21 protein-coding genes are annotated in these 22933 nt (G+C 52.1%); all 21 read left to right on the top strand.

All coding sequences use genetic code 11. From position 1 onward, the window contains the following. Positions 1 to 48: 48 nt before the first annotated feature. The gene (gene atpE, locus NST08_RS27270; RefSeq protein WP_007128780.1) at positions 49 to 261 is read left to right on the top strand and encodes a F0F1 ATP synthase subunit C; all 213 of its coding nucleotides are present in this window, start codon (positions 49 to 51) and stop codon (positions 259 to 261) included. A gap of 95 nt (positions 262 to 356) precedes the next feature. Then, positions 357 to 845 (top strand): F0F1 ATP synthase subunit B, encoded by a 489-nt coding sequence (atpF, locus tag NST08_RS27265; protein ID WP_007128779.1) that lies wholly within the window; start codon positions 357 to 359, stop codon positions 843 to 845. Continuing rightward, positions 842 to 1387 carry a F0F1 ATP synthase subunit delta gene (locus NST08_RS27260; RefSeq protein WP_007128778.1) on the top strand — a complete coding sequence of 182 codons (546 nt, stop codon included), beginning with the start codon at positions 842 to 844 and terminating at the stop codon, positions 1385 to 1387. The genes atpF and NST08_RS27260 overlap by 4 nt, the downstream gene beginning before the upstream one ends. A gap of 18 nt (positions 1388 to 1405) precedes the next feature. Further along, positions 1406 to 2920, top strand: coding sequence for a F0F1 ATP synthase subunit alpha (gene atpA / locus NST08_RS27255; RefSeq protein ID WP_007128777.1), 1515 nt, complete (start codon positions 1406 to 1408; stop codon positions 2918 to 2920). Between the two features lie 349 nt (positions 2921 to 3269). After that, positions 3270 to 4130, top strand: coding sequence for an ATP synthase F1 subunit gamma (gene atpG, locus NST08_RS27250; RefSeq protein WP_007128776.1), 861 nt, complete (start codon positions 3270 to 3272; stop codon positions 4128 to 4130). A 95-nt stretch (positions 4131 to 4225) separates the two neighbouring features. After that, positions 4226 to 5626 (top strand): F0F1 ATP synthase subunit beta, encoded by a 1401-nt coding sequence (gene atpD, locus NST08_RS27245; RefSeq protein WP_007128775.1) that lies wholly within the window; start codon positions 4226 to 4228, stop codon positions 5624 to 5626. A 96-nt stretch (positions 5627 to 5722) separates the two neighbouring features. Further along, on the top strand, positions 5723 to 6127 hold the full coding sequence (locus NST08_RS27240; protein ID WP_007128774.1) for a F0F1 ATP synthase subunit epsilon: 405 nt from the start codon (positions 5723 to 5725) through the stop codon (positions 6125 to 6127). 231 nt (positions 6128 to 6358) lie between these two features. Further along, entirely contained in the window at positions 6359 to 6640 is a 282-nt protein-coding gene (locus NST08_RS27235; RefSeq protein ID WP_007128773.1) for a hypothetical protein, read from the top strand. 616 nt (positions 6641 to 7256) lie between these two features. After that, on the top strand, positions 7257 to 7514 hold the full coding sequence (locus NST08_RS27230) for a DUF1146 family protein (RefSeq protein WP_007128772.1): 258 nt from the start codon (positions 7257 to 7259) through the stop codon (positions 7512 to 7514). A gap of 488 nt (positions 7515 to 8002) precedes the next feature. Beyond that, positions 8003 to 9349: a UDP-N-acetylglucosamine 1-carboxyvinyltransferase gene (gene murA / locus NST08_RS27225; protein ID WP_028405641.1), complete on the top strand. Its 1347-nt coding sequence runs from the start codon at positions 8003 to 8005 to the stop codon at positions 9347 to 9349. Positions 9350 to 10552: 1203 nt separating this feature from the next. Further along, positions 10553 to 11632 (top strand): stage II sporulation protein D, encoded by a 1080-nt coding sequence (gene spoIID / locus NST08_RS27220; RefSeq protein WP_050954106.1) that lies wholly within the window; start codon positions 10553 to 10555, stop codon positions 11630 to 11632. 205 nt (positions 11633 to 11837) lie between these two features. Further along, a complete protein-coding gene (locus NST08_RS27215; RefSeq protein ID WP_028405639.1) occupies positions 11838 to 12575 on the top strand; it encodes a M23 family metallopeptidase in 738 nt (245 codons plus the stop codon). A 429-nt stretch (positions 12576 to 13004) separates the two neighbouring features. After that, complete coding sequence (gene spoIIID, locus NST08_RS27210) at positions 13005 to 13289, top strand: sporulation transcriptional regulator SpoIIID (protein ID WP_007133275.1); 285 nt, start codon at positions 13005 to 13007, stop codon at positions 13287 to 13289. Between the two features lie 195 nt (positions 13290 to 13484). Next, on the top strand, positions 13485 to 14483 hold the full coding sequence (locus NST08_RS27205; RefSeq protein ID WP_028405638.1) for a rod shape-determining protein: 999 nt from the start codon (positions 13485 to 13487) through the stop codon (positions 14481 to 14483). A 324-nt stretch (positions 14484 to 14807) separates the two neighbouring features. After that, positions 14808 to 15689 (top strand): flagellar hook-basal body protein, encoded by an 882-nt coding sequence (locus NST08_RS27200; protein WP_007133273.1) that lies wholly within the window; start codon positions 14808 to 14810, stop codon positions 15687 to 15689. A gap of 73 nt (positions 15690 to 15762) precedes the next feature. After that, positions 15763 to 16584, top strand: a complete 822-nt coding sequence (locus NST08_RS27195) for a flagellar hook-basal body protein (RefSeq protein WP_007133272.1) — start codon at positions 15763 to 15765, stop codon at positions 16582 to 16584. A 9-nt stretch (positions 16585 to 16593) separates the two neighbouring features. Then, on the top strand, positions 16594 to 16842 hold the full coding sequence (locus NST08_RS27190; RefSeq protein ID WP_007133271.1) for a DNA-directed RNA polymerase subunit beta: 249 nt from the start codon (positions 16594 to 16596) through the stop codon (positions 16840 to 16842). A 414-nt stretch (positions 16843 to 17256) separates the two neighbouring features. Continuing rightward, on the top strand, positions 17257 to 17688 hold the full coding sequence (gene fabZ, locus NST08_RS27185) for a 3-hydroxyacyl-ACP dehydratase FabZ (protein ID WP_007133270.1): 432 nt from the start codon (positions 17257 to 17259) through the stop codon (positions 17686 to 17688). 130 nt (positions 17689 to 17818) lie between these two features. Further along, complete coding sequence (locus NST08_RS27180) at positions 17819 to 19537, top strand: phospho-sugar mutase (RefSeq protein WP_028405635.1); 1719 nt, start codon at positions 17819 to 17821, stop codon at positions 19535 to 19537. Between the two features lie 138 nt (positions 19538 to 19675). Then, positions 19676 to 21697 (top strand): DUF5693 family protein, encoded by a 2022-nt coding sequence (locus NST08_RS27175; protein ID WP_144868384.1) that lies wholly within the window; start codon positions 19676 to 19678, stop codon positions 21695 to 21697. Then, a complete protein-coding gene (gene csaB, locus NST08_RS27170) occupies positions 21670 to 22932 on the top strand; it encodes a polysaccharide pyruvyl transferase CsaB (RefSeq protein WP_340898662.1) in 1263 nt (420 codons plus the stop codon). Before NST08_RS27175 ends, csaB begins: the two co-directional genes overlap by 28 nt. Position 22933: the final 1 nt, after the last annotated feature.

The raw sequence follows: 22933 nt of genomic DNA, 5'->3' as shown, positions 1-22933 counted from the left end.
TAGCACTACCACTCTATTATGAACCAATTTTAAGGAGGATATTTAACAATGGAATTTTTGGCAGCAGCTATTGCAGTAGGTCTTGGCGCTCTTGGCGCAGGTTTGGGTAACGGTATGATCGTAAGCAGAACAGTTGAGTCTATCGCTCGTCAGCCGGAAGCACGCGGTCAATTGCAAACGACGATGTTTATCGGTGTTGGTATCGTCGAGGTTATTCCTTTGGCGGCTACCGTAATCGCGTTCTTGATCATGTTTTCTTAATAACAATACAACGGTTTGGCGGGGAGGGCCGATGCCATCCGCGCCTTCGTTTTGTTAGGCACCGCACTTCGTGTTGATGGAAAGGAGTGACCTCAATGAACATTCTATGGGAAAATATCGTAATCACGATCATTTCGTTTATTGTTCTTTATTTTTTGCTTCAAAAATTTGCGTTCAGCAAATTGTTCGGCATCATGGAGCAGCGTCGTGAGCTGGTTATGAGCCAGATGAACGAAGCGGCACAGACCCGCCAGCAGGCGGCTGCTTACGTAGAAGAGCAGAAGAAGGCACTGGAGCAAGCGCGTCAAGACGCTCACGATATTATCGAGCGTTCCAGACAAACGAGCAACAAGCAGGCTGAGCAAATTCTGGAGCAAGCCAAGGAAGAGGCGGTTCGTCTCAAATCCGAAGCGGTCCGGGATATCGAGAACGAGAAGAAGAAGGCAGTCGAAGAGCTCCGCAGCGAGCTGGGCAGCGTTTCCGTCAAGATTGCATCCAAGCTGATTGAACGGGAAGTTAAGAATGATAAAGCACAGGAAGAACTGGTTGACCAATACCTTAAAGAGGTAGGAGGCAGACCATGAGCCAAAATACAGTAGCAGCCAAGCGGTATGCGCGGGCGCTGTTCGACGTGGCGGCTCAGCAGCAGAAGGGTCTGGAAGTGGAAGCGGAATTGCGCGCCGTCGTATCGGCGATCGAAGGAGACGCGGACATTCAGAAGTTCATCTCCACGCCGAATATTCCGCTGTCCGTAAAAATGGACGTTTTGAAAAGGGCGTTAGCAGGAAAGGTTTCGCAGCCTGTGCTGAATACCATCGAGCTGCTTCTTGAAAGAGGGCGTACGGAAATGTTTGCCGAGCTTCTGAACAGTTACGTGAAGATTCAGGGTGCCAGCCTGGGAATGGCGGATGCCACAGTCTATTCTACCTACCCGCTTAGCGATCAGGAAAAAGAACAAGTAGCCACGGAATTCGGACAGCTGGCTCAGCAGAATATCCGGGTGACCAATGTGGTAGACGAAAGCCTGCTCGGCGGCTTGAAAGTCGTGATCGGCGACAAGCTGTATGACGGAAGCCTTGCCGGCAAGCTGGAGCGTCTCGAAAAGTCTTTTAATAGACGAGCATAGTAGATAGGGGTGAAAACGTTGAGTATCAGACCTGAAGAAATTAGTACTTTAATTAAAAGTCAAATCGAAGAATACAAATCCGATATCACGGTCTCCGAAGTAGGTACGGTTATTCAAGTTAGTGACGGTATTGCTCGCGTATATGGCCTGGAGAATGCAATGTCCGGGGAGCTGCTCGAGTTCCAAAACGGCGTATCCGGTCTTGCACTCAACCTCGAGGAGAGCAACGTCGGTGTCGTTATCCTTGGACCTTACTCCGAGATCAAGGAAGGCGATCAGGTTAAGCGTACAGGACGGATCATGGAGGTTCCTGTCGGTGAAGCGCTGCTTGGACGCGTTGTAAACCCGCTCGGCCAGCCGCTTGACGGCAAAGGACCGATTGAAGCTGCAGCGTTCCGTCCGGTAGAAAGCAACGCGCCGGGCGTTATCGACCGGAAATCGGTACATGAACCGCTTCAAACCGGTATTAAAGCGATTGACGCGATGGTACCGATCGGCCGCGGACAGCGCGAGCTGATCATCGGTGACCGTCAAACAGGTAAAACAACCGTTGCGATCGATACGATCCTGAACCAAAAAGGCAGCGGCGTTAAATGTATTTACGTTGCGATCGGTCAAAAGCAATCGACCGTTGCACAGGTTGTGGAAACGCTCCGCCGCCACGGCGCGCTGGAATACACGATTATCGTGACCGCGTCCGCATCCGAGCCTGCTCCGCTGCAGTATATCGCTCCTTATGCGGGCTGCGCGATGGGCGAATATTTCATGTTCAAAGGCGAGCATGCCCTTATCATCTATGATGACTTGTCGAAACAAGCAGCAGCTTATCGTGAGCTGTCCTTGCTTCTCCGTCGTCCTCCGGGCCGCGAGGCGTATCCGGGTGACGTATTCTATCTGCACTCCCGCTTGCTGGAGCGCGCTGCGAAGCTGAACGACGAGCTCGGAGGCGGTTCTTTGACCGCACTGCCGTTCATCGAGACGCAGGCTTCCGACGTATCCGCATATATCCCAACCAACGTGATTTCGATTACCGACGGACAGATCTTCCTGGAGTCCGACCTGTTCTACGCGGGTCAGCGTCCGGCGATCAACGTAGGTATCTCCGTATCCCGGGTTGGTAGCTCCGCACAAATTAAAGCGATGAAGAAGGTTGCGGGCGGTATGAAACTCGACCTTGCCCAATACCGTGAGCTTCAAGCGTTCTCCCAGTTCGGATCCGATCTGGACAAATCGACGCTCGCTCGTCTGAACCGCGGTTCCAAGCTGATGGAAATCCTGAAGCAGGGCGTCAACCAGCCGCTGTCCGTTGAGCAGCAGGTTGTCAGCCTGTACACCGCTGTTAAAGGATATCTGGATGACATCGAAGTAGCGGATGTCCGCCGTTTCGAGAAGGAATTCCTGGCGTTTATCGAGAGCAACAAGCCGGAAATCCTGAAGTCCATCACGGATACAAAAGACCTGACAGCAGACAACGAGAACGCGCTGAAAGCAGCCATCGATCAATTCAAGAAGGGCTTTGCCGCTTCGGTTTAAGCTCCTGGGTTTGGCATAAGGAGGGGAACCGGGCGGCAATGTCCGGTATCCTCTTTCATCATATGGAATGTAACTTTGGCTAAAGCCAAAGCGAGCTGGATTAACAAGCAACTTTGGTTTCAGCCAAAGTTAAGTTTACGCTTACGAAGTAACTTTGGCTCCTCCAAAGTTAGGTCTACGCTTACGAAGTTAGCTTTGGCTTCGCCAAAGCTAGGTTTATGCTTACGAAGTAACTTTGGCTCTGCCAAAGTTAAGCTTATGCTTTCGAAGTTAGCTTTGGCTTCGCCAAAGCTTGGCTCATGCTTACGAAGTAACTTTGGCTCCGCCAAAGTTTTGAGGTGGTGAAATCATGGCAAGAGGATTACGTGATATTAAACGGCAAATCAAGAGTATCCAAAACACGAAGCAGATCACCAAAGCGATGGAGATGGTTGCCGCCGCCAAGCTCAGAAGAGCCCAGGAGAAAGCAACCGCTGCACTTCCATACTCGGATAAGCTGAAAGAAGTGGTTGGCAGCATTGCCGCCGGCACCCAAGGAATCAGCCACCCGATGCTGGAGAAACGCGAGGTGAAGAAGACCGGTTACCTCGTTATTACGTCCGACCGCGGTCTTGCCGGTGCGTCGAACTCCAACATTTTGCGTAAAGTGTCTAATTTCATTGCGGAGCGTCACCAATCCAAGGACGAATACTGCATTTTCGTCATCGGACGCAAAGGTCGCGACTACTTCCGCCGCAGAGAAATGCCGGTTGTGGAAGAGCTGACCGAATTGTCGGACAGCCCGACCTTCGGCGATATCAAGGCGATTGCGAATGCGGCTGTCGGCCAATACGAGAACGGCAAGATCGATGAGCTGTTCGTATGCTATAACCGCTTCGTTAATGCGTTGACGCAGGATCCGCAGGTCGATCAGCTTCTCCCGATGGAGAACATCGGCGGCGGCGTCTCGGTAGCGAGCTATGAATACGAGCCTTCACCGGAGCGCGTGCTTGAAGTGCTTCTTCCGAAATACGCCGAAACCCTCATTTTCAGCGCGATGTTAAATGCCAAAGCAAGTGAGCTTGGCGCGAAAATGACGGCAATGGGTGCGGCTACGAAGAATGCAAGCAAGCTGATCTCGGAGCTTACCCTGACGTACAACCGTGCCCGCCAGGCAGCGATTACGCAGGAAATCTCGGAGATTGTCGCTGGTGCAAACGCGCAGCAGTAATATCATTGATATTTTATCGGAATCTATCGATCATGAAATATGCGGTTTAAGAAGAGCACTTGCCATAGTGAGTGTGTAGGAGGGAAAATCAAACAATGAAAAAAGGACGCGTTGTCAGCATTCAAGGTGCTGTTGTTGACATTGAATTCGAACGCGGTCATCTTCCCGAGATCTTTAACGCCATCAAAATTGAAGGCGCATTGGAAGGCGGCCGTTCTATAAACCTGACTCTGGAAGTAGCTAACCATCTGGGCGACAATCTGGTACGTTGTATCGCAATGTCCTCCACAGACGGACTGGTACGCGGAATCGAAGCAGTCGACCTGGGTGCTCCGATCACGGTACCTGTTGGTGCCCCAACGCTTGGCCGTGTATTTAACGTACTTGGCGAGCCTATCGACAATGCGGGAGACGTTGTTTCCGAGGTTAACAATCCAATCCACCGCGAAGCTCCTGCTTACGACGAGCTTTCGACGCAAGCGGAGATGCTGGAAACCGGTATTAAAGTTATCGACCTGCTGGCTCCATACCAAAAGGGTGGTAAAATCGGTCTGTTCGGTGGTGCGGGTGTAGGTAAAACGGTTGCCATCCAGGAACTGATCAACAACATCGCGCAGGAGCACGGCGGTATCTCCGTATTCGCAGGTGTTGGTGAACGTACCCGTGAAGGTAACGACCTGTATCATGAAATGAGCGATTCCGGCGTTATCAGCAAAACTGCCATGGTATTCGGACAGATGAACGAGCCGCCGGGCGCACGTCTTCGCGTAGCCTTGACCGGTCTGACGATGGCGGAATATTTCCGTGATCAAGAAGGTAAGGACGTGCTTCTGTTTATCGATAACATCTTCCGCTTCACGCAAGCGGGTTCCGAAGTATCCGCCCTCCTTGGACGGATGCCGTCCGCGGTAGGTTACCAGCCAACGCTGGCAACCGAAATGGGACGTCTGCAAGAGCGGATCACATCAACGAAAAAAGGATCGGTAACGTCCATCCAGGCGATTTACGTACCTGCGGATGACTACACGGACCCGGCTCCTGCAACAACGTTTGCTCACTTGGATGCTACGACAAACCTGGAGCGTAAGATCTCCGAGATGGGTATCTATCCAGCGGTAGATCCGCTCGCTTCCAGCTCCCGGATTCTGACTCCGGAAGTCGTAGGCGAAGAGCATTACAATGTCGCTCAAGGCGTTAAGCAAATTCTTGCCCGCTACAACGAGCTTCAAGATATCATTGCCATCCTCGGTATGGATGAGCTGAGCGAGGAAGACAAGGCGATCGTTGCTCGTGCACGTCGCGTTCAGCGCTTCCTGTCCCAGCCATTCCACGTTGCGGAGCAGTTCAACGGCATGCCGGGTAAATACGTGCCGGTTAAAGAAACGATTCGCAGCTTCAAAGAAATTCTGGAAGGCAAGCACGATCACCTTCCTGAAGCTGCCTTCCTGTTCGTAGGCACGATTGAAGAGGCAGTTGAAAAAGCGAAAACACTGTAAGCCGGACACCTTCGCGGGTGTATCTGACCATATCGGGCTGCAGCCATGCAGCCTGGTATGCGAGTGATTCGCGGATAACGGTGAGGAGGGATGGAAGTGAGCACCTTTTTGTTGGAAATCGTAACACCGGACCGCGTCGTTTATTCCGAGCAAGTGAACAGTGTTACGGTGCGCGGGGTGGAAGGGGAGCTGGGCATTTTGCCTGGGCATATTCCTTTCGTGACGCCTCTTCAGATAGCTCCTGTCTATGTGAAGATCGGTAATGAACGTACCCCGTTTGCGGTACAAGGCGGGTTCGTCGAAGTCCGCAAAGATAAGGTTGTCATCCTGGCTGAAAGCGCCGAGCGAGCGAACGAAATCGATCGGGAGCGTGCAGAAGCCGCGAAAGAGCGCGCGCAAGCCCGCTTGAACGCGAAAGGAAGACAGGACGAAATCGACCATCGCCGTGCAGAGCTCGCTCTGCAAAGAGCGATGAACCGGATTAAGGTAACCCAAGGTTAATCGTACAGACAGCTTGGCTGCAATGCTATTGCGGCGGGCTGTCTTTTTTATTTTGCGCGAAAAACGGAGAAGCTACAGAACGATTAGACCCAAGCTACAATATATCAGCCAACGGATAGGGGGAAATTATGAATCTATGAAAATATGCCGGTATAAGGCACCAAATATCCATAACTTTTGCTAGATTCGTAGCATAAACTGTAGCATTCAATAGGAGAGGAGGTAACTCCAATGGCTATATTGCTTCCGGAACAAATATTTGATTTGGCGCCGCAAGTCGGTAAATCCTATTACGAGAACCTGACAGGAGGCGATCCTGCCACCATAATCGTCAACAACTTTTCTGAAGGAGCGGTGGGGCTCGTCCTAACCCGCGTCAATGAACCGGTAACCACTTATGTTATTCCTGGATTTAACAGTCTTAGTCTCACAGTCGACAACTTGTTGGTGGCCGCGCTTCTGACGGGAACAGTGCCTGCTTTCGGAACGATTCATATTGCCACGGCAGTATAATTGAAAGAAATAAATAGCCGAAATTTCAATGGGAACCTCGAAATGAGGTTCTTTTTAATAAATGAAATCATGTGACCAAAGAATCAAAACAAGGCTTTTTTCATAAAAAAAGAGCTTAAGACAGATTCAATAGAACGCATAGGAGAAGATGAACTGCAGGCATGGGAGAGCAAAACACTTCCAGGAGCTACAGGCAATTTGAGGGAATGCTGCAATGGGAGCTTAAGCATACGGCATCTTTTGTGACGGATAATTACTGTTGCATAGGGAAGAACTTAAAACAATTTTTACTAGTATTTGGAAATCGAATTAATCAGAAAAGGATTATAGTTCCATGATCAAAAGATCAAACAATGGTATATTCTAGGCGAATAGTTGATGTTACAGGCTAAATTGTGAGGAAATACGCATAATATGAATGTTCATAATAGAAACGCCAATACCGGGATTAGACTTCTGCTAATTGCGTTGGACCGAACATTTGATCATCTTGTCGACAATCTTTATTATTTCCGAGGAAATGTCGGATAGAAAGTGCTGGATTCTTCGGTCCGGGCAAAGTATTATAGAATAGTCGAGCCTTATGGGCAGATAATTGAAGAATGGAGGAGGGAACATGAATCAGGATTTATCCAATTCAATTTCCGGTGCTGTAGGGGTTAACGGACTAATGTCCATTATCGTTTCCCTGGCTTGTATTGCGTTGGCATGGTGGGCGTTACAACATCTGAAACTGGATTTGGTCGTCCGACATCCGAAGGGACCGCAGGGGAAGCTTCTGCATCTGCTGCTAGCCATCGTATTAGGACGTTTTGTTGCTGAATTTCTAATTGACTATATTACATGGAGTCAAATGATCCGATATATGCTTTAAAGCAAGAGTGAGCCGCGTATCATCATCAAGCTTAGGGAAAGAAATTTTGAACCGTACATAAGGTTAGGTATTTGTAAATATCTCCCCTGTTTGAATGATTGTGCGAATGGTTATATCTCTGTTAGGTTGCTTGAAGAAGATGTCGAATAAACACATTTTATTATGTGAACACTGAGGTTAAGGATTCGATCGGGCGGACGATATGACTTCCGGACTATCTTGTTCTCCCGGTAATGGTTACACATTGACAATTGCATGTCAGTCGTGGTACCTTTCGATAGGTCCATACTGTGGATAACAGATGCGTCTTGGAAGTGCATCATGAGTTTTTCAGTTCCTGGACTAAACGCCGTATCAGATGTCATAAATAGTTCAAAGATCGCTTGTTTAGCGGAAAATAACAATGATAAGATGAAATTTAGGGAATTAGCAAGGAAATGCACTACAACTATGCTTGAGGAATATTATGGACGCGGAGGGAAACCATGATGAGCAAATTTATCGTCCGCGGTGGCAAAAGACTGACCGGAAGCGTCAAAGTCAGCGGAGCAAAAAATTCAGTTCTTCCGATCATCGCTGCCTCTCTACTAGGGGAAGTTGGGGAAAGTGTTATTATTGACGCTCCTCCTCTTGACGATGTAATTACAATCAGTAAAGTATTGGAGTCGCTTGGTGCAGGCATTACATATCAGGATGAAGTCATTCGTGTGAATGCAGAGCACATAACGACATGTGAAGCACCTTATGAGTGGGTGCGGAAGATGCGGGCGTCTTTTTTGGTCATGGGACCTTTGCTTGCACGCTGCGGACAAACCCGGATCTCTCTTCCGGGGGGCTGCGCGATTGGCACAAGACCGATCGATCAGCATTTAAAAGGATTTGAAGCACTCGGGGCTGAGATCAGCCTCGGACAAGGATATATCGAAGCAAAGAGCAATGGTAAGCTTCGCGGCGCGAAGATATATCTGGACGTCGCAAGCGTAGGCGCAACGGAAAATATTATGATGGCCGCAACCTTGGCTGAAGGTGTCACGGTTATCGAAAATGCGGCGAAAGAGCCGGAAATTGTCGATTTGGCGAATTACTTGAATGCCATGGGCGCTAAAGTTCGCGGTGCCGGAACAGGGATTATCCGGATCGAGGGAGTTGAGCAGCTGCACGGCGTGAAGCATCATGTCATACCGGATCGGATTGAGGCAGGCACATTTATGGCTGCCGCCGCGATTACCGGGGGCGATGTGTACGTCGAGGGTGCAATTGCGGATCATTTGGGGCCAGTGATCTCCAAAATGGAGGAGATGGGCGTTACGATCCTGCCGGATGAGAACGGCATTCGCGTTATTGCGGACAAACCGCTGAAATCGGTAGACGTTAAGACGCTGCCTTATCCTGGCTTCCCGACGGATATGCAGTCTCAGATGATGGCGCTTCTGTTGGTGTCGGAAGGTACAAGTGTCGTGACGGAAACCGTATTTGAGAACCGCTTTATGCATGTGGATGAGTTCCAACTGATGAATGCGGAAATCAAGGTTGAGGGACGTTCTGCCATCGTTACCGGTGGAGCCAAGCTGAAGGGAGCCAAAGTGACCGCTACCGATTTGCGTGCGGGAGCTGCTCTGATCCTGGCCGGTTTGGTATCGGAAGGCACGACGGAGGTTGGCGGCGTTCAGCATATCGACCGCGGCTATGTCAATTTGGCCGAGAAGCTGTCGGGTCTTGGCGCAGACATTTGGAGAATTTCCACGGAGGAGCCGGGCACCGAGAAGGCTTCGAAGAAGCCTGCGGACGACGCGGAAGACAGCAAACTGTTTAATGTTCAGCCTACCTGGGCTTAATGACCTCGTTTTTTGAAGACTCTCTAATTCAAGATTCATGAATTTAATACGGAGTAGCAAATGGCTTTGCCTGAGGGCAAGGCCATTTGTCGTTTATATATCAAAAAATGCGCAAATCGGCAAAGGCACTTGCCCAGGCAGTGATCGCAGCTGCAGGGAAACGCGCAGGGATCTTTCTTTCCGGATGGTTTATGGATCGGAGCTTATGCTCGATTAATCCGGAATCGCGTGGGTCTAGCGGAAACGTTACTGAAGTTCTAGGAGAATTGTTATGTCCAGCGAGCTTTCGTATTCTCCGTCGATCCAGCAAGAACTCTCATCACTGGTAAGGCGTTATGTTTTAGTAATAAAAAAGATAACTGAAGCAAGCGTATGGAGGCCTATGCCATCTAATTTTTCAAGCAGCGTCAATAATGGGGCTCACAAGTAGGAATGGAGCTTCTTATATGACATTGGTTGTTCTTATTTATTGATGGCCCCGTACAAGAATGTGATCTCAGATAGAGGATCTCTCCCCGTTTCTCATACCGACAGCTTTCTCCCCATTTGATTCCCTTTCTTTTCTCTCAGAACAGTTCTAGCAATTCCCTTCGCTTCATACAGATAAAGTAGAGCGTACGAAAGGTAGAAACGAAAGTGCTGGAAGAGCGAAGTCAGGAGGGAAACGCAAATGAAAGATTCCAAGTATCGGATGAATGTCCATCTTTCAGATAAGGAACAAGTTTTGGGTCCGGCGGTGCAAGCGAATGAGGATGATGTTAAGGCGTATCATGAATTCACGGAGGGCGCGGCCGCACCGGTATTGAAGTGGGCGTTCCCGGAAGCCCCTGAGCCGCAGGCCCAGGGGGGCCGCCCTTCGCCCGGCCGGCTCGAGGAGGAACAATACGAGCCGGCACAGGGGCAGCGCGGGCACCGAGGCCCCGGCGGGCCGGACGCCTCCGGCAAGTCCGGCCGGCCCCTTCGGGCGGCGCAGACGCCGCCGCCCGGCAGCCCCGCTGGCGCACGCGCACCGCACGGCGCTGCGCCGGACCCTGGCGGGCCGGCGGCCATGCCGCATGGCCCGCAGCCCGCGGCCGGACCGCCGCGCACTGCGGCGGCGGACGGCCGCGCCCCCGCGGGGGCCGCACGTTCCGTGCGCGGCCCCGGGGGCTGTGGCGCCGCGGCTTTGCCGCGCGGCGCCGCCCGGCGGCCGGAAGACGGCGGGTGCGGGTGCACCCTGCCGTCTGGGCCATAGCCGGGCTCCTGGCCCTGGCGCTTGCGCTGCCGCTGCTGGTCGTTGCCCCCGGCAACGGCCAGCCAGAGCCGCTCCCGCCGGGCCCGGCGCCCGTACCTTCCGCCGAGCCGCAGGCGGCGGAGGAGCCCACGGTGTCCGTCTATCTAACGCGGACGGACACCGTGGAGGAGCTCCCGCTGGAAACCTACCTGGTCGGCGTACTCGCCGCCGAAATGCCGGCGGAATTCCAGCCGGAGGCACTTAAGGCACAGGCAATCGCTGCACGGACCTATATCGTGCAGCGGCTGTTGTCCGGCGACCGCAGCGGTGTACCGGACCCCAAGGCCGTGGTGACGGATACGATTAGCCACCAGGCCTATCTGTCTAAGGATCAGCTGGAGAAGGAATGGAAGCAAGCAGGGAAGGAAGCGGAGCTGGCGAAGCTCAAACGGGCCGTGGACGAGACGAGGGGAATGGTCATGACCTACCAGGGAGAGCCGATTACGGCTTCTTTTTTCTCGACAAGCAACGGCTTTACGGAAAATTCAGAGGATTATTGGAAGAATGAGATTCCCTATCTGCGAAGCGTGGAGAGCCCGTGGGATGTCAAGATTTCACCAAAGTATAAAACGACCGTGACAATGTCCCGAGCGGAGTTCATAGACAAGCTAGGGCTTACGGATGGCGCAGTTCCGGTATCGGCAGGCGGGCAGGGGAGCGGTTCGCCGATCGTGAAGATTCTTTCATATACGGAAGGTCATCGGATCGAGAGACTGAAGGTTGGAGGCAAGACGTTTACAGGGCGTGAAGTGAGAGAGAAGCTTGGGCTGAAATCCAGCCAATTCAGCTTTAAGATGATAGACGGGAAAATCGAGATTACGACCTACGGCAACGGGCATGGGGTTGGCATGAGCCAGTACGGGGCTGAAGGGATGGCCCGGGAAGGCTACAAGGCCCAGGACATCCTGAAGCACTACTATACGGATATTTCGTTTGACCAAACTTCCAATCTTCTGTCTTTAAAAGAGAGTTCAAAAAGTCGGATTTTCAGCACCGAGAAGGTTGAATGAAGCCAGGGACTGAGGAGCAGAGCGTACGTTTTAGGTACGTGAGCACCGGAAGGCCCGGCTGAATTCAAGATTCGATGCCGAGTTACTTCTTGATTCACTTCGTGATCAAAGGACGACTTTTTGAACAACCTCTTAAAAAAATAATAGTGAGATAACGTATAAAAGATTTCCCCCCGGTAACAATAGGTTACTGAGGTGATTGCAAATGAATGAACAAAACAAAAATACTAAACCCCACGAAGAAGCTCCTAAAACTGTGCAGGGAGATTCGTCGGCAACGTCGTCTTCGTGGAAGAAAGCATTATCCAAACGGTGGGTGTTCCCGGCAGCATACTTAGCAGCAGCGGCAATTATACTAACCCTCGTGTGGGTCTACCAGGACGCCAGCCAAAAAACGCTGAAGCCACAAGAGGAAAACAGTACGGTATCCGGATCGGTAGTAGGTTCGGAGACGCCGGCTGCGGAAGGCAAAGACGGAGAAGCTGTTGAAGTGACCGCGAATGCGCAATCGATGATTTGGCCTGTAGCAGATGACGTTGCGGTAAGTGTGGTTAAGCCTTACTTCGATGAGGAGTCCCCGGAAACGCATCAAGAGGCGATGGTGCAATATAACGACACCTTCAGCCCGAACCTGGGGATTGATCTGGCGACCGCCGACGATCAAGCATTTGAAGTCAGAGCCGCGCTTTCCGGTAAAGTGACACGCGTGGAGAATCATCCGCTGAACGGCAACGTGGTGGAAGTTACATCGGGTGACACGAGAACCGTGTACCAGAGCTTGAATGAGGTGAAGGTTTCCGAGGGTGCTGAAGTGAAGCAGGGCGATGCGATTGCTACCGCCGGCCGCAATGAGCTTGAGAAGGACCTCGGTAATCATCTGCACTTCGAGGTGTATGAAGGCGATAAGCTGGTGAACCCGGAGAAGCTGCTCCCGCAAAAATAATTTGAATATTATGCTAACGGCGCCCACCGCGCTCGACACCGGACAGGATTCAGATCCTGTCCTTTTTTTATCTGCTTGAAATGAACCAAGACATATTGAAAGGCAGCAGCAGCTGATGGACAAAGATTCGCCTTCATACCCTGTAGGATCGGTTGATTTTTTACGAATAAGTCCCGAAGGAAAAGCATATGGGGCCGTGGATATCCGGTGAAACATAACGGGGGATCCGGCTGCCCCTCCTAGCGTGCTGTGAAGGCAAGTCCAACCCTTGCTGCGCCTTGCGTTTTCGTGCTTTTGGTCCGGCCTCGTCCCGGCATGTCCAGAAAATAAATGGGTCTGCTTAAGCTTGTCAGCCCGTGAAACCGCGAATATCCCGTCATGCCCCTCATATAATGTACCAAACTATCCACACAGTAGGGAGGCGGGAGCGTGCACGATTACATCAAAGAGCGGACCATTAAAATCGGACGCTGTATCGTGGAAACGAGGCATACGGTTCGAACCATAGCCAAAGAATTTGGCGTGTCCAAAAGCACGGTGCATAAGGACTTAACCGAACGTCTGCCGGAAATTAACCCGGATCTGGCGGATCAGGTGAAGCACATTCTCGAATACCACAAATCCATCCGCCATCTAAGAGGCGGGGAAGCCACGAAGATCAAGTACAAAAAATCCGGCAGCAATCGTGAACCGGTGGCCACGGCAAAATCCTGAGAAATAGTGCTTAGGTCGCTAGAATGACGTTGAATCCCTCCCCTAAAGTATGATATGTTAAATGCTGGTATAGGATCGAATCATGGGACCTGCCTTGCCGTAAATTATCATGGATTGCTGGAAATTGTCGATTGAATATCGGGGCAGTGAATGAGGACTCTTTACCATAAAATAACACTTTGGGGGCTTTTCATGATGTTGAGCAAGGATATAGGAATCGATCTAGGGACGGCAAACGTGCTAATTCACGTTAAGGGGAAGGGGGTAGTGTTAGACGAACCTTCCGTAGTCACGATTGAGACCGACATGAAGAGGGTCCTTGCGGTCGGTGAGGAAGCTCGGCGTATGGTCGGACGCACTCCCGGCAACATTACGGCGATCCGCCCGCTGAGGGACGGGGTCATCGCCGACTTCGACATAACGGAAATGATGCTGAAGTATTTTATTGATCGCGTGGGGGCGCGCAGCTGGCACAGCCGGCCCCGTATCCTGATCTGCGCGCCGACGAATATTACGTCGGTGGAGCAGAAGGCGATTCGGGAAGCGGCTGAGCGCAGCGGCGCCAGAGATGTGTTCCTGGAAGAAGAGCCGAAGGCAGCGGCCATCGGCGCTGGCATGGATATTTTTCAGCCTAGCGGTAACATGGTTGTGGACATTGGGGGCGGCACGACAGATGTGGCCGTCCTGTCCATGGGCGATGTTGTCACCGCTTCTTCGATTAAAGTCGCGGGGGACAAGTTCGACGAAGCGATCACGAAGTACATTAAGCATAAATATAAATTATTGATCGGTGAACGTACGGCGGAAGATCTCAAGGTTGCGATCGGCACCGTTCGTCCGGGGGGACGGCAAGCGGAAATGGACATCCGGGGGCGGGATATGGTATCGGGACTCCCGTTAACCGTAACGGTATCCTCCGAAGAGGTACAGGAGGCGCTATGGGATCCGGTATCCTCGATCGTGCTGGCCGCCAAGTCCGTATTGGAACGCACACCGCCGGAGCTGTCGGCTGACATTATCGACCGCGGCGTCATTTTGACAGGCGGGGGCGCACTGCTTCACGGATTGGACGAGCTGCTTACAGAGGAGCTCCGGGTACCGGTTCTCGTTGCGGAGGATCCGATGCACTGTGTGGTTAAGGGAACGGGCATTATGCTGGATAATTTGGACAAGGTCGTTAAGAAAAAATTCTAACCTTCCGATATAAATATAGGATGTACTAAAGAATGAGATACAGGCAAGGGAGAAAAATGATGATTCCGAAGAAACGGTAGTGGTCGCCTTTGTGACCGGATTTCTACCTTGTTGAATTGATAAGAACAAGAAATCCGGAAGCAACAGCGATTGTAGGAACATTTTACGTGCTTGCCCGATATCCAATTCGTTTGTTCATCTATATTGATGATAGGATGACTGGATCTGGATAAGGACCGGTGTACAAGCAGCGAAGAATATGCCAACTCCATGGCTGGACATCCGGGTTCTTAACATTCGTTAATATGGAAGGAAGTGTCTTCATTGTTAAGAGGACTTTATACCGCAGCTTCAGGGATGATGACCCAGGAGCAGCGCCACAATACCGTGACCCAAAACATTGCGAACCTGAACACGACCGGTTATAAGGCGGTCAATAGCGTACAGCGCTCATTCCCGGAAGTGCTCGTCTCCATGATCGGCGGAAACGATCCCTCCAATTCGAACCGGAAGCTCGGCAAGTTTAACACCGGTGTCTATGCGGAGGAGAGCATCTCCTTATATACCGAGGGAGCGCTACGCGAGACCGGGAAAAGCACGGATTTTGCGCTGGTATCATCCTTCAACGTCCAGAATCCGGCCACGGGGGAGAATTATGAATTCGACGCCTCGGGTCGATATGTGGACGAGAATGGGGACGTTATTTACCGGCCGGAAGGCTTTTTCACCGTTCGGAACGAGAATGGGGATATCCGTTATACCCGTAACGGGAGCTTCCGTGTTGACCCGGATGGCAGCCTGCTGAGCGAGGCCGGTTATCAAGTGCTGGATAACAATAACACTCCGATTGTATTGACAGGCTCGGCCCGTAACTTTACAGTGGATGAGCAAGGGCAAATCATAGACGCGGACGGCAATGGGACAGGCACCTACCTCGGCATTAGCATTGTAAGCGAGCCTCATGGCCTGATCCGGGAAGGAAACGGCGTGTTTCGCATGGCCGATCCTGACGGCGAGGTTCGTTTCATGACGGCTGCGGATAACGGAGAGATCCGCCAAGGCTTCATCGAGGGTTCCAATGTGGATCCGACGCAATCGATGGTGGAATTGAATGCTGCGCTGCGGGCGTATGAAACGAATCAGCGGATCGTGCAATATTACGATAAGACGCTGGAGAAGGCCGTAAATGAGATTGGCCGAGTCTAGTATGGGCTGCAGCTCCAACTGGTCTGACGGCAGATTTCGTTTTAGGATTAGGTAAGCCTACAGGAGGTAAGGAATGAACAACTCCATGATTAGTGCCATGGTCTCGATGAATGCGCTCCAGCAGCGGCTGGATGTAATTGCAGACAATGTGGCGAACGTGAATACAGTCGGATATAAGAAGCGAGAGGCGTCCTTTGAGGATGTCCTGACTCAGGTGCAGCGGCATCATCAGGATTTTGACCGGCCCGGGCGCGCAACGCCGCTAGGCTATACGCTTGGCTACGGGATGAGGTTATCCTCCCTCGGGATGAATATGGATCAAGGGGCTCCGCGGGAAACCGGCAACCCGCTCGATCTGATGATTGAGGGACAAGCCATGTTTGCCGTTCAGGCAGGCGGAACGATCGTCTATACCCGGGAAGGCGCTTTTGATGTTTCGCCGGATCCGAACAACGCCGAGAATGTGCTGCTGGTGAATTCCCAGGGCTATCCGGTGCTGGACGTTAATAATCGTCCGATTTCGCTGCCGGCTAATGGCAAGGTTGCGGTCGATGAGAACGGGCAGATCATCCTGGATACGCCTGCTGGTCGGAGACCTGGGGCTACATTGAAACTGGTCGAGCTGAATCGTCCGGAGGGGCTTGTATCCGTAGGGGATAATCAGTTCGTGCTCGGCAACGGGCTCGCCGAAGGGGATGTGTTCGACCTGACGCCGCGAAATCCGGTTGATCCGGCAAAATCCAAGGTCCTGTCCGGCTATGTAGAGCAATCCAACGTCAACCTGACGGAGGAAATGACCAAAATGATGGAAGTTCAGCGGGCTTATCAGCTGGCTTCGCGGGCACTCAGCTCGAGCGACACTATGATGAACCTTGCCAACACTATGCGAGGGTAGGTGGGCATCATGAGCGAACCGAAAAGCGGGGCGAAACGTGAAACCAAGGCGGAATCCAAGAGTAAGGAAGCAGCGAAGCCGCGCTCCAAAACTTCCGGGTGGAAAATTGCCGTACGGATCATGATCCCGATTTTGCTCATATTGGCATTGTTTGGCGGCATGACGTTCGGTTATGTCGTGCTGGGCAAGCAGGAGCTTAGCGAAGTGTTTAAATGGGACACTTGGAGGCATGTTTTTGACCTGATTTTCGCACCTTAGCCGGTGCAGTACGTGATGGAAATAATGTGTTAATATAAGCTGAAACTCCCAATCCGGGAGTTTTCTTTTTTTAGGGTAAAACGGTATAATGGGATGGGACTTGCACATCGGTTCTTTGATGAGGAAATCACATATGCGTAAAAAGGGCCTTCTCCGCAACGACAAAGCTGTCCTGCGAAAAAAGCCCCTTATGTGAAACCTTCACTTCTGCAGTGGTGAAGGATATCATCATTTTTTCCGCATGCCCGTTTTTTTATGCATACTTGAAAAGAAAAGCTCAACTTAGAGATGAACAATGAAGGTTACCCTAATGCTCGCTGGCAAGAGCATAGCACGAAAGACAGCCGTCAGTTCGAGGCCCGCGTTTTCAAATGCTGTGCTTGGCGGGTACGTACATAAGGAGGATTTTGAAGAATGTTGAATATTAAACAGATTCAAGAGATTATTCCGCATCGCCCCCCGTTTCTGCTTGTTGATAAAATTGTGGAGATCGAGGACGGCAAGCGCGCGGTCGGTATCAAAAACGTAACGATCAACGAGCCGTTCTTTGTCGGCCATTTTCCCGAATATGCCGTGATGCCGGGCGTGCTTATTGTGGAGGCCTTGGCACAAGTCGGTGCGGTCGCTATTCTCAATGTGGAGAGCAACCGCGGAAAGCTGGGATTTCTGGCAGGGATCGACGGCTTCCGGTTCCGCGGTCAAGTCGTGCCGGGGGATACGCTCCGATTGGAAGTTGAAATCATTCGCCTGAAGGGCATGATCGGAAAAGGAAAAGCGACAGCAACGGTCGACGGACGCGTGGTTGCCGAGGGGGAAATTATGTTCGCGCTTGCGGACAAGGAATAGCCCATGCAGTGCGAGTTCAAAAAGTCGGTTTTATCAGTATTACGTCTTCATGTTCACTCCCGTGTGATCAAAAGACGGCTTTTTGAACAGCCTCTTGCAGACAATTCTTGCTTGAAGGGAGACTTTTTTCATGTCAGAGATGAGTCAGAGAACGAAGGATACGGTTCAGCGCTGGTTAAACGACCCTTATGTCGATGAGGAGACAAAACGGGAGCTTCGCGCACTGGAGAATGATACCCGTGAGCTGGAGGAGCGGTTCTACCGCGATCTGGAGTTCGGTACAGGCGGACTTCGCGGCGTGATCGGCGCCGGCAGCAATCGGATGAATAAATATACCGTAGGACGGGCTACGCAAGGCTTCGCCCAATATATTCTCGATACCCATGGTCAAAAGGAAGGGAAGCCTTCGGTGGTCATCGCTCATGATTCGAGGCATTTCTCGCCGGAGTTTGCGCTTGAGGCCGCTCTGGTGCTTGCCGGTAATGGCATTGTAGCCAAGCTGTATCCGTCTTTGCGCTCCACGCCGCAATTATCGTTCAGCGTCCGCCATCTGGGTGCCTCGGCGGGAGTTGTAATCACGGCCAGCCATAATCCTCCGGAGTATAACGGCTACAAGGTATACAATCAGGAGGGAGGCCAGTTGGTGCCGCATGAAGCGGAGAAGGTCATCGCCCTGATCCAGCAGGTGGATTCCTTTGCCGCCGTGAAGAAGCTTTCGAGGGAGGAAGCGGAAGCGCAGGGTCTGCTCGTATGGCTTGGCGAAGCTGAAGATCAAGCCTTTATCGATACGGTTGCCGCTGTTTCCGTGAATCGGGAGGCGATTGCATCCCGGCTTGCCGATGATTTCAAAATCGTGTTTACCCCGCTGCATGGCACGGGTCATGAGCCGGTTAAGCGCGTCCTCGAAACGATCGGATTCAAGCATATTTATGTGGTGCCGGAGCAGCAGCAGCCGGATGCCGATTTCTCCACGGTGAAGTCTCCGAACCCGGAAGAGCGCGAGGCGTTTACGCTGGCCATGAAGCTTGGCGAGGAAGTGGGCGCTGATATTCTGATCGGTACCGATCCCGATGCCGACCGCATGGGGGCCGTCGTTAAGAACCGTCAGGGAGAATATGTCGTGCTGACCGGCAATCAGTCCGGTGCGATCATGATTCATTATCTGATGAGCCAGCTGAAGGATGCGGGCAAGCTGCCGAACAATGGAGCGGTTATCAAGACGATTGTAACCAGCGAAATGGGCGCGGCCATTGCCGAGCATTACGGAGCAGCAGTGCTGAATACGTTGACGGGCTTTAAGTATATCGGCGAGAAAATGACTCAGTTTGAGCAGTCCGGCAGCCACACCTTCTTGTTCGGCTATGAGGAAAGCTACGGCTACCTCGCAGGCAATTATGCCCGCGATAAAGATGCGGTGCTGGCTTCCATGCTGATTTGCGAAGCGGCCGCTTACTATAAAGGACAAGGAAAGACCTTGTATGATGTACTCCAGGAGCTGTACGAGCAGTTCGGTTATTTCCTGGAAAGGCTCGAGTCCCGAACCTTGAAAGGGAAGGATGGCGTAGCGCAAATCGCGGCAAAAATGTCAGATTGGCGCAACGATCCTCCGCAGGAAATCGGCGGCATACGGGTCGAGCAGGTGCTTGATTACGCGAACGGTCTCGACGGCTTGCCGAAAGAAAATGTACTGAAGTATCTGCTCGAGGACGGCTCCTGGTTCTGCTTGAGACCATCGGGCACCGAGCCGAAGATTAAGGTATATTTCGCCGTTCGCGGAGCTTCCATTGCAGATGCGCAGGAGAAAATTCAACAGCTGGTTGAGCGTGTAATGGCTCGCGTCGATGCCTGACGGATTGAAGGAATAGAAACGAATTTAGAGATGGACAAACTTAGGCTAACAGCGAAGCGAGTTGCAGCGTATGCCGATAGACTGTAGGCATCGCTTTTCGCTTCGCTAACCCTGTAGGTTCAATGAGGAGGTACTTTCGTGGTTCAGAAATGGAAACGCTGGAACACGGCAGCCCGGAAGTGGCTGTGGATTCTGGTTGTTCTGGGCGTTGCAGCGTCTCTGCCGGTGGGCTATGACCGGCTGCAGACAGAATCAACATCCAAGAATGTAGAACTGGTATTTGATTACCGTGATTTATTGGATGTGTCGGTATACCAAGCCAAGCCGGAGGATTTCATATCCGAGCAGCTGGATCGCTTGAAGGAAAATGGCGTTATGAGCATGGCGCTCTACGAGAGCACGCTCGACGAGCTGGTGAAATCCCGCCGAATTACCGTCTATGACGCGCAGCAAGCAGCGGATTTAACCGGAACGACGATTTCGCCGAATGAGAACTTTACGTATATTGCGTTTAATAGCGAGGAAAGCGCAGTTCTGATTAAGCCGATCATTGAGGAGACCTATTCGAGACTGGGGATTCCGGTGAGAGCATGGAACTATGAAAAGGCTGTGGACGGTCTTGTTCTTGAAACGCCTCGTTCCAATGCCGTCATTAAACCGATGACGCCGGATCCGATAACGATTGCGATGCTGCGGGACAAGGGCTTTACCATAGTGCCGCGTCTATCCGACAGTCTGCCGTATGACGAGGCTTACGTCGAGCAGCTGATGGCGTATTTCTCCGATATCGGCGTCAAGCGGATTTTGTTTGAAGGTGATGCAGCCAAGGGCTTCAATGATAATGCCGATAAGAAGAGTTTGAACGCCTTCGGTAAACTCCTGAATCAGTACAATATCGGCCTTGTGGCTATCGAAAACATTAAGCGTCCGCAAAAAGGATTTACCCAGCTTGCTTATATGACGGATTATAACGTCACCCGTATTTATTCCCTCAGTGAGCGGGATGCTAATCTTGACCCGGAAACCATCGGGGACCGGTTTGCGCTCGCATCAAAGGACCGGAATATCCGCATGTTTTATTTGAATGCCGAGCCGAGCCGGGACATGACCAAAGCATCGATCACCCATCCGTTGGATAATCTGATCGACGCATTGACGGGTACGGGACAAGCGATTCAGAAGATGGAAGACAACGGATTTACGATGGGGCTTGCAGAGCCGTTTAAAGTCACCGACTCCTCCATGCAGCGTTACTTCAAGCTTGGAGCGGTTATAGGCGCAATCGCCTTGATCACGCTGATGATTTCGTATTACATCCCATTCCTGACGGTACCGGCTTTCTTGCTTGGCTTGGTTGGCAGCGCAGGTCTGTACGTTCTCAAGCCTACCTTGCTCGAGCAGGCACTCGCTTTGTTTGCCGCCATCAGTGCGCCGACCGTTGCCGTCATACTGGCCATTCGGAAGGTCAACGATACGCAGAAGATCATTCCGGACATGAGCGCAGGCCGAAGAGTGTCGCATTCCATTGTTTTGCTGGTGAAAACAACGATCATATCGCTCGCTGCAGTTCCGGTCGTGGTTGCGCTGCTGAACAATGTGACCTATATGCTCGTACTGGATCAGTTCCGCGGCGTAAGCCTTCTGGCGGCGGCACCGATCGCCTTGATTGCCGTTTATGTCGTGTTGTACCGGGGCGGATCTACGTACAGCTCGATTCAGAAGCTGCTTAAGGCACCGATTACGCTCACATGGGTGATCGCGGCCGGCATCGTTGGAATCGTCGGCATGTACTACTTAAGCCGGACCGGCAACGCAGGCGCTGTTTCTCCGATCGAGATGGCCTTCCGCTCGTTCCTGGAGAACACCTTTGGGGTTCGTCCGCGGAACAAGGAATTTTTGCTGGCCCATCCCATGATGGTGCTTGGCGTCTTCCTATCCTTTAAATACCGCCATGCGGTCTACCTGCTTATTATTGGCGTCATGGGGCAGTTGTCGATGGTCGGAACGTTTACGCATATTCATACGCCAATCTATATTTCGGCGATTCGCGTGGTGCTCGGCCTTGGACTCGGCCTGATCATCGGTTTGATTGCGATTGCGGCGTGGCAGATATTAGAAAGGATCTGGAAACGATGGTCACCACTACTTCTAAGACGATAGTCATTTCCGGATATTACGGATTTAAAAACAGCGGCGACGAGGCCGTGCTTAAGTCGATTTTGACCGCGCTCGAGCAGGAAGGTCAGGCTGCCGGCGTGAACATCAACCCGGTCGTCCTTTCAATCGATCCGGAATGGACGGAGGCGATGTACGGCGTGAAATCCGTGCATCGGATGAGGCTGGGCGAGGTCAGGCAAGCGATCAAGGAGAGCGATGGTTTGATCAGCGGGGGAGGCAGCCTTCTGCAGGATGCGACCAGTCCGAAGACGATTCCATATTACCTTGGCATTTTGAAGATTGCCCAGTGGCTGGGCAAGCCGACGTTTATTTACGCACAGGGCGTCGGACCGGTAAACCGAAAGCTTTTCCATCCAATGATCCGCTCGGTGTTCCGAAAATGTTCGTATATCTCTGTTCGCGATACCCAATCGGGCGAGCTCCTTCAGACGATGGGAATTTCGGCAGATGCGATTCAGGTTGTTCCCGATCCGGTCATGGGCCTTCCGCTCCCCGATGACAAGCAGGAGCATAGCCATGGAGTTCTGGATGGAGCGGCTCTGGAAGATACTCAAGGTGAACGACGGATCGCAGCGGATGAAGGACAAGCTGCTCCGCTCGAGGCTCATCCGTCGGCGTCCGGTGCAGGAGCATCCGCTGGTCAGATTGATCAGGGTGACGGCCATCTTCCGACGATTGGAATTTCGGTTCGCCGTTGGCACCCTGAGCTCAAGGAGCTTCAGAGCATCGCGGATGGGCTGAAGGAATTGGCAGCAAGCCGAAGAGTGCATCTCCGCTTCCTTCCGTTCCACAAGCCGGATGATCTGGAAGCCTCCCGGTATATAGCCGAGCTGATCGGCGATGTTAGGTCGAACGGCTCCGAGATCAGCTACTATGTAGAGGAGCAGCAGCCCCAGGATATGCTGAGGGAGGTCAGCCGATGCGATGTGGTGCTCGGTATGCGCCTCCACAGCTTGATCTATGCGGCGAATCGGCGTGTGCCGCTGCTCGGCATCTCCTATGATCCGAAGATTGACCATTTCTTGAAGCGGCTGGGCTGCGAACCTGTCGGAAGCAGCGAGGCTCTGGATCCGGACAGGTTGAAGAGCGAGATTGTGAAGCTGCTTGACGGCGGGCAAGCATGGGTGACGGAGCATGAAGCACCCATCGCTGAGCTGAAGCGGGAGGCTGCTTTGCCGGCCCGCCGCATCGTCGAATATTTACGCCACAGAGGATGAT

It is taken from the genome of Paenibacillus sp. FSL K6-1566 (assembly GCF_038050475.1).
In the GTDB taxonomy this organism is placed as follows: Bacteria; Bacillota; Bacilli; order Paenibacillales; family Paenibacillaceae; genus Paenibacillus_AQ; species Paenibacillus_AQ lactis.
The sequence above is the reverse complement of the archived record's forward strand: the minus strand, read 5'-3'. Positions and strand labels throughout refer to the sequence as shown.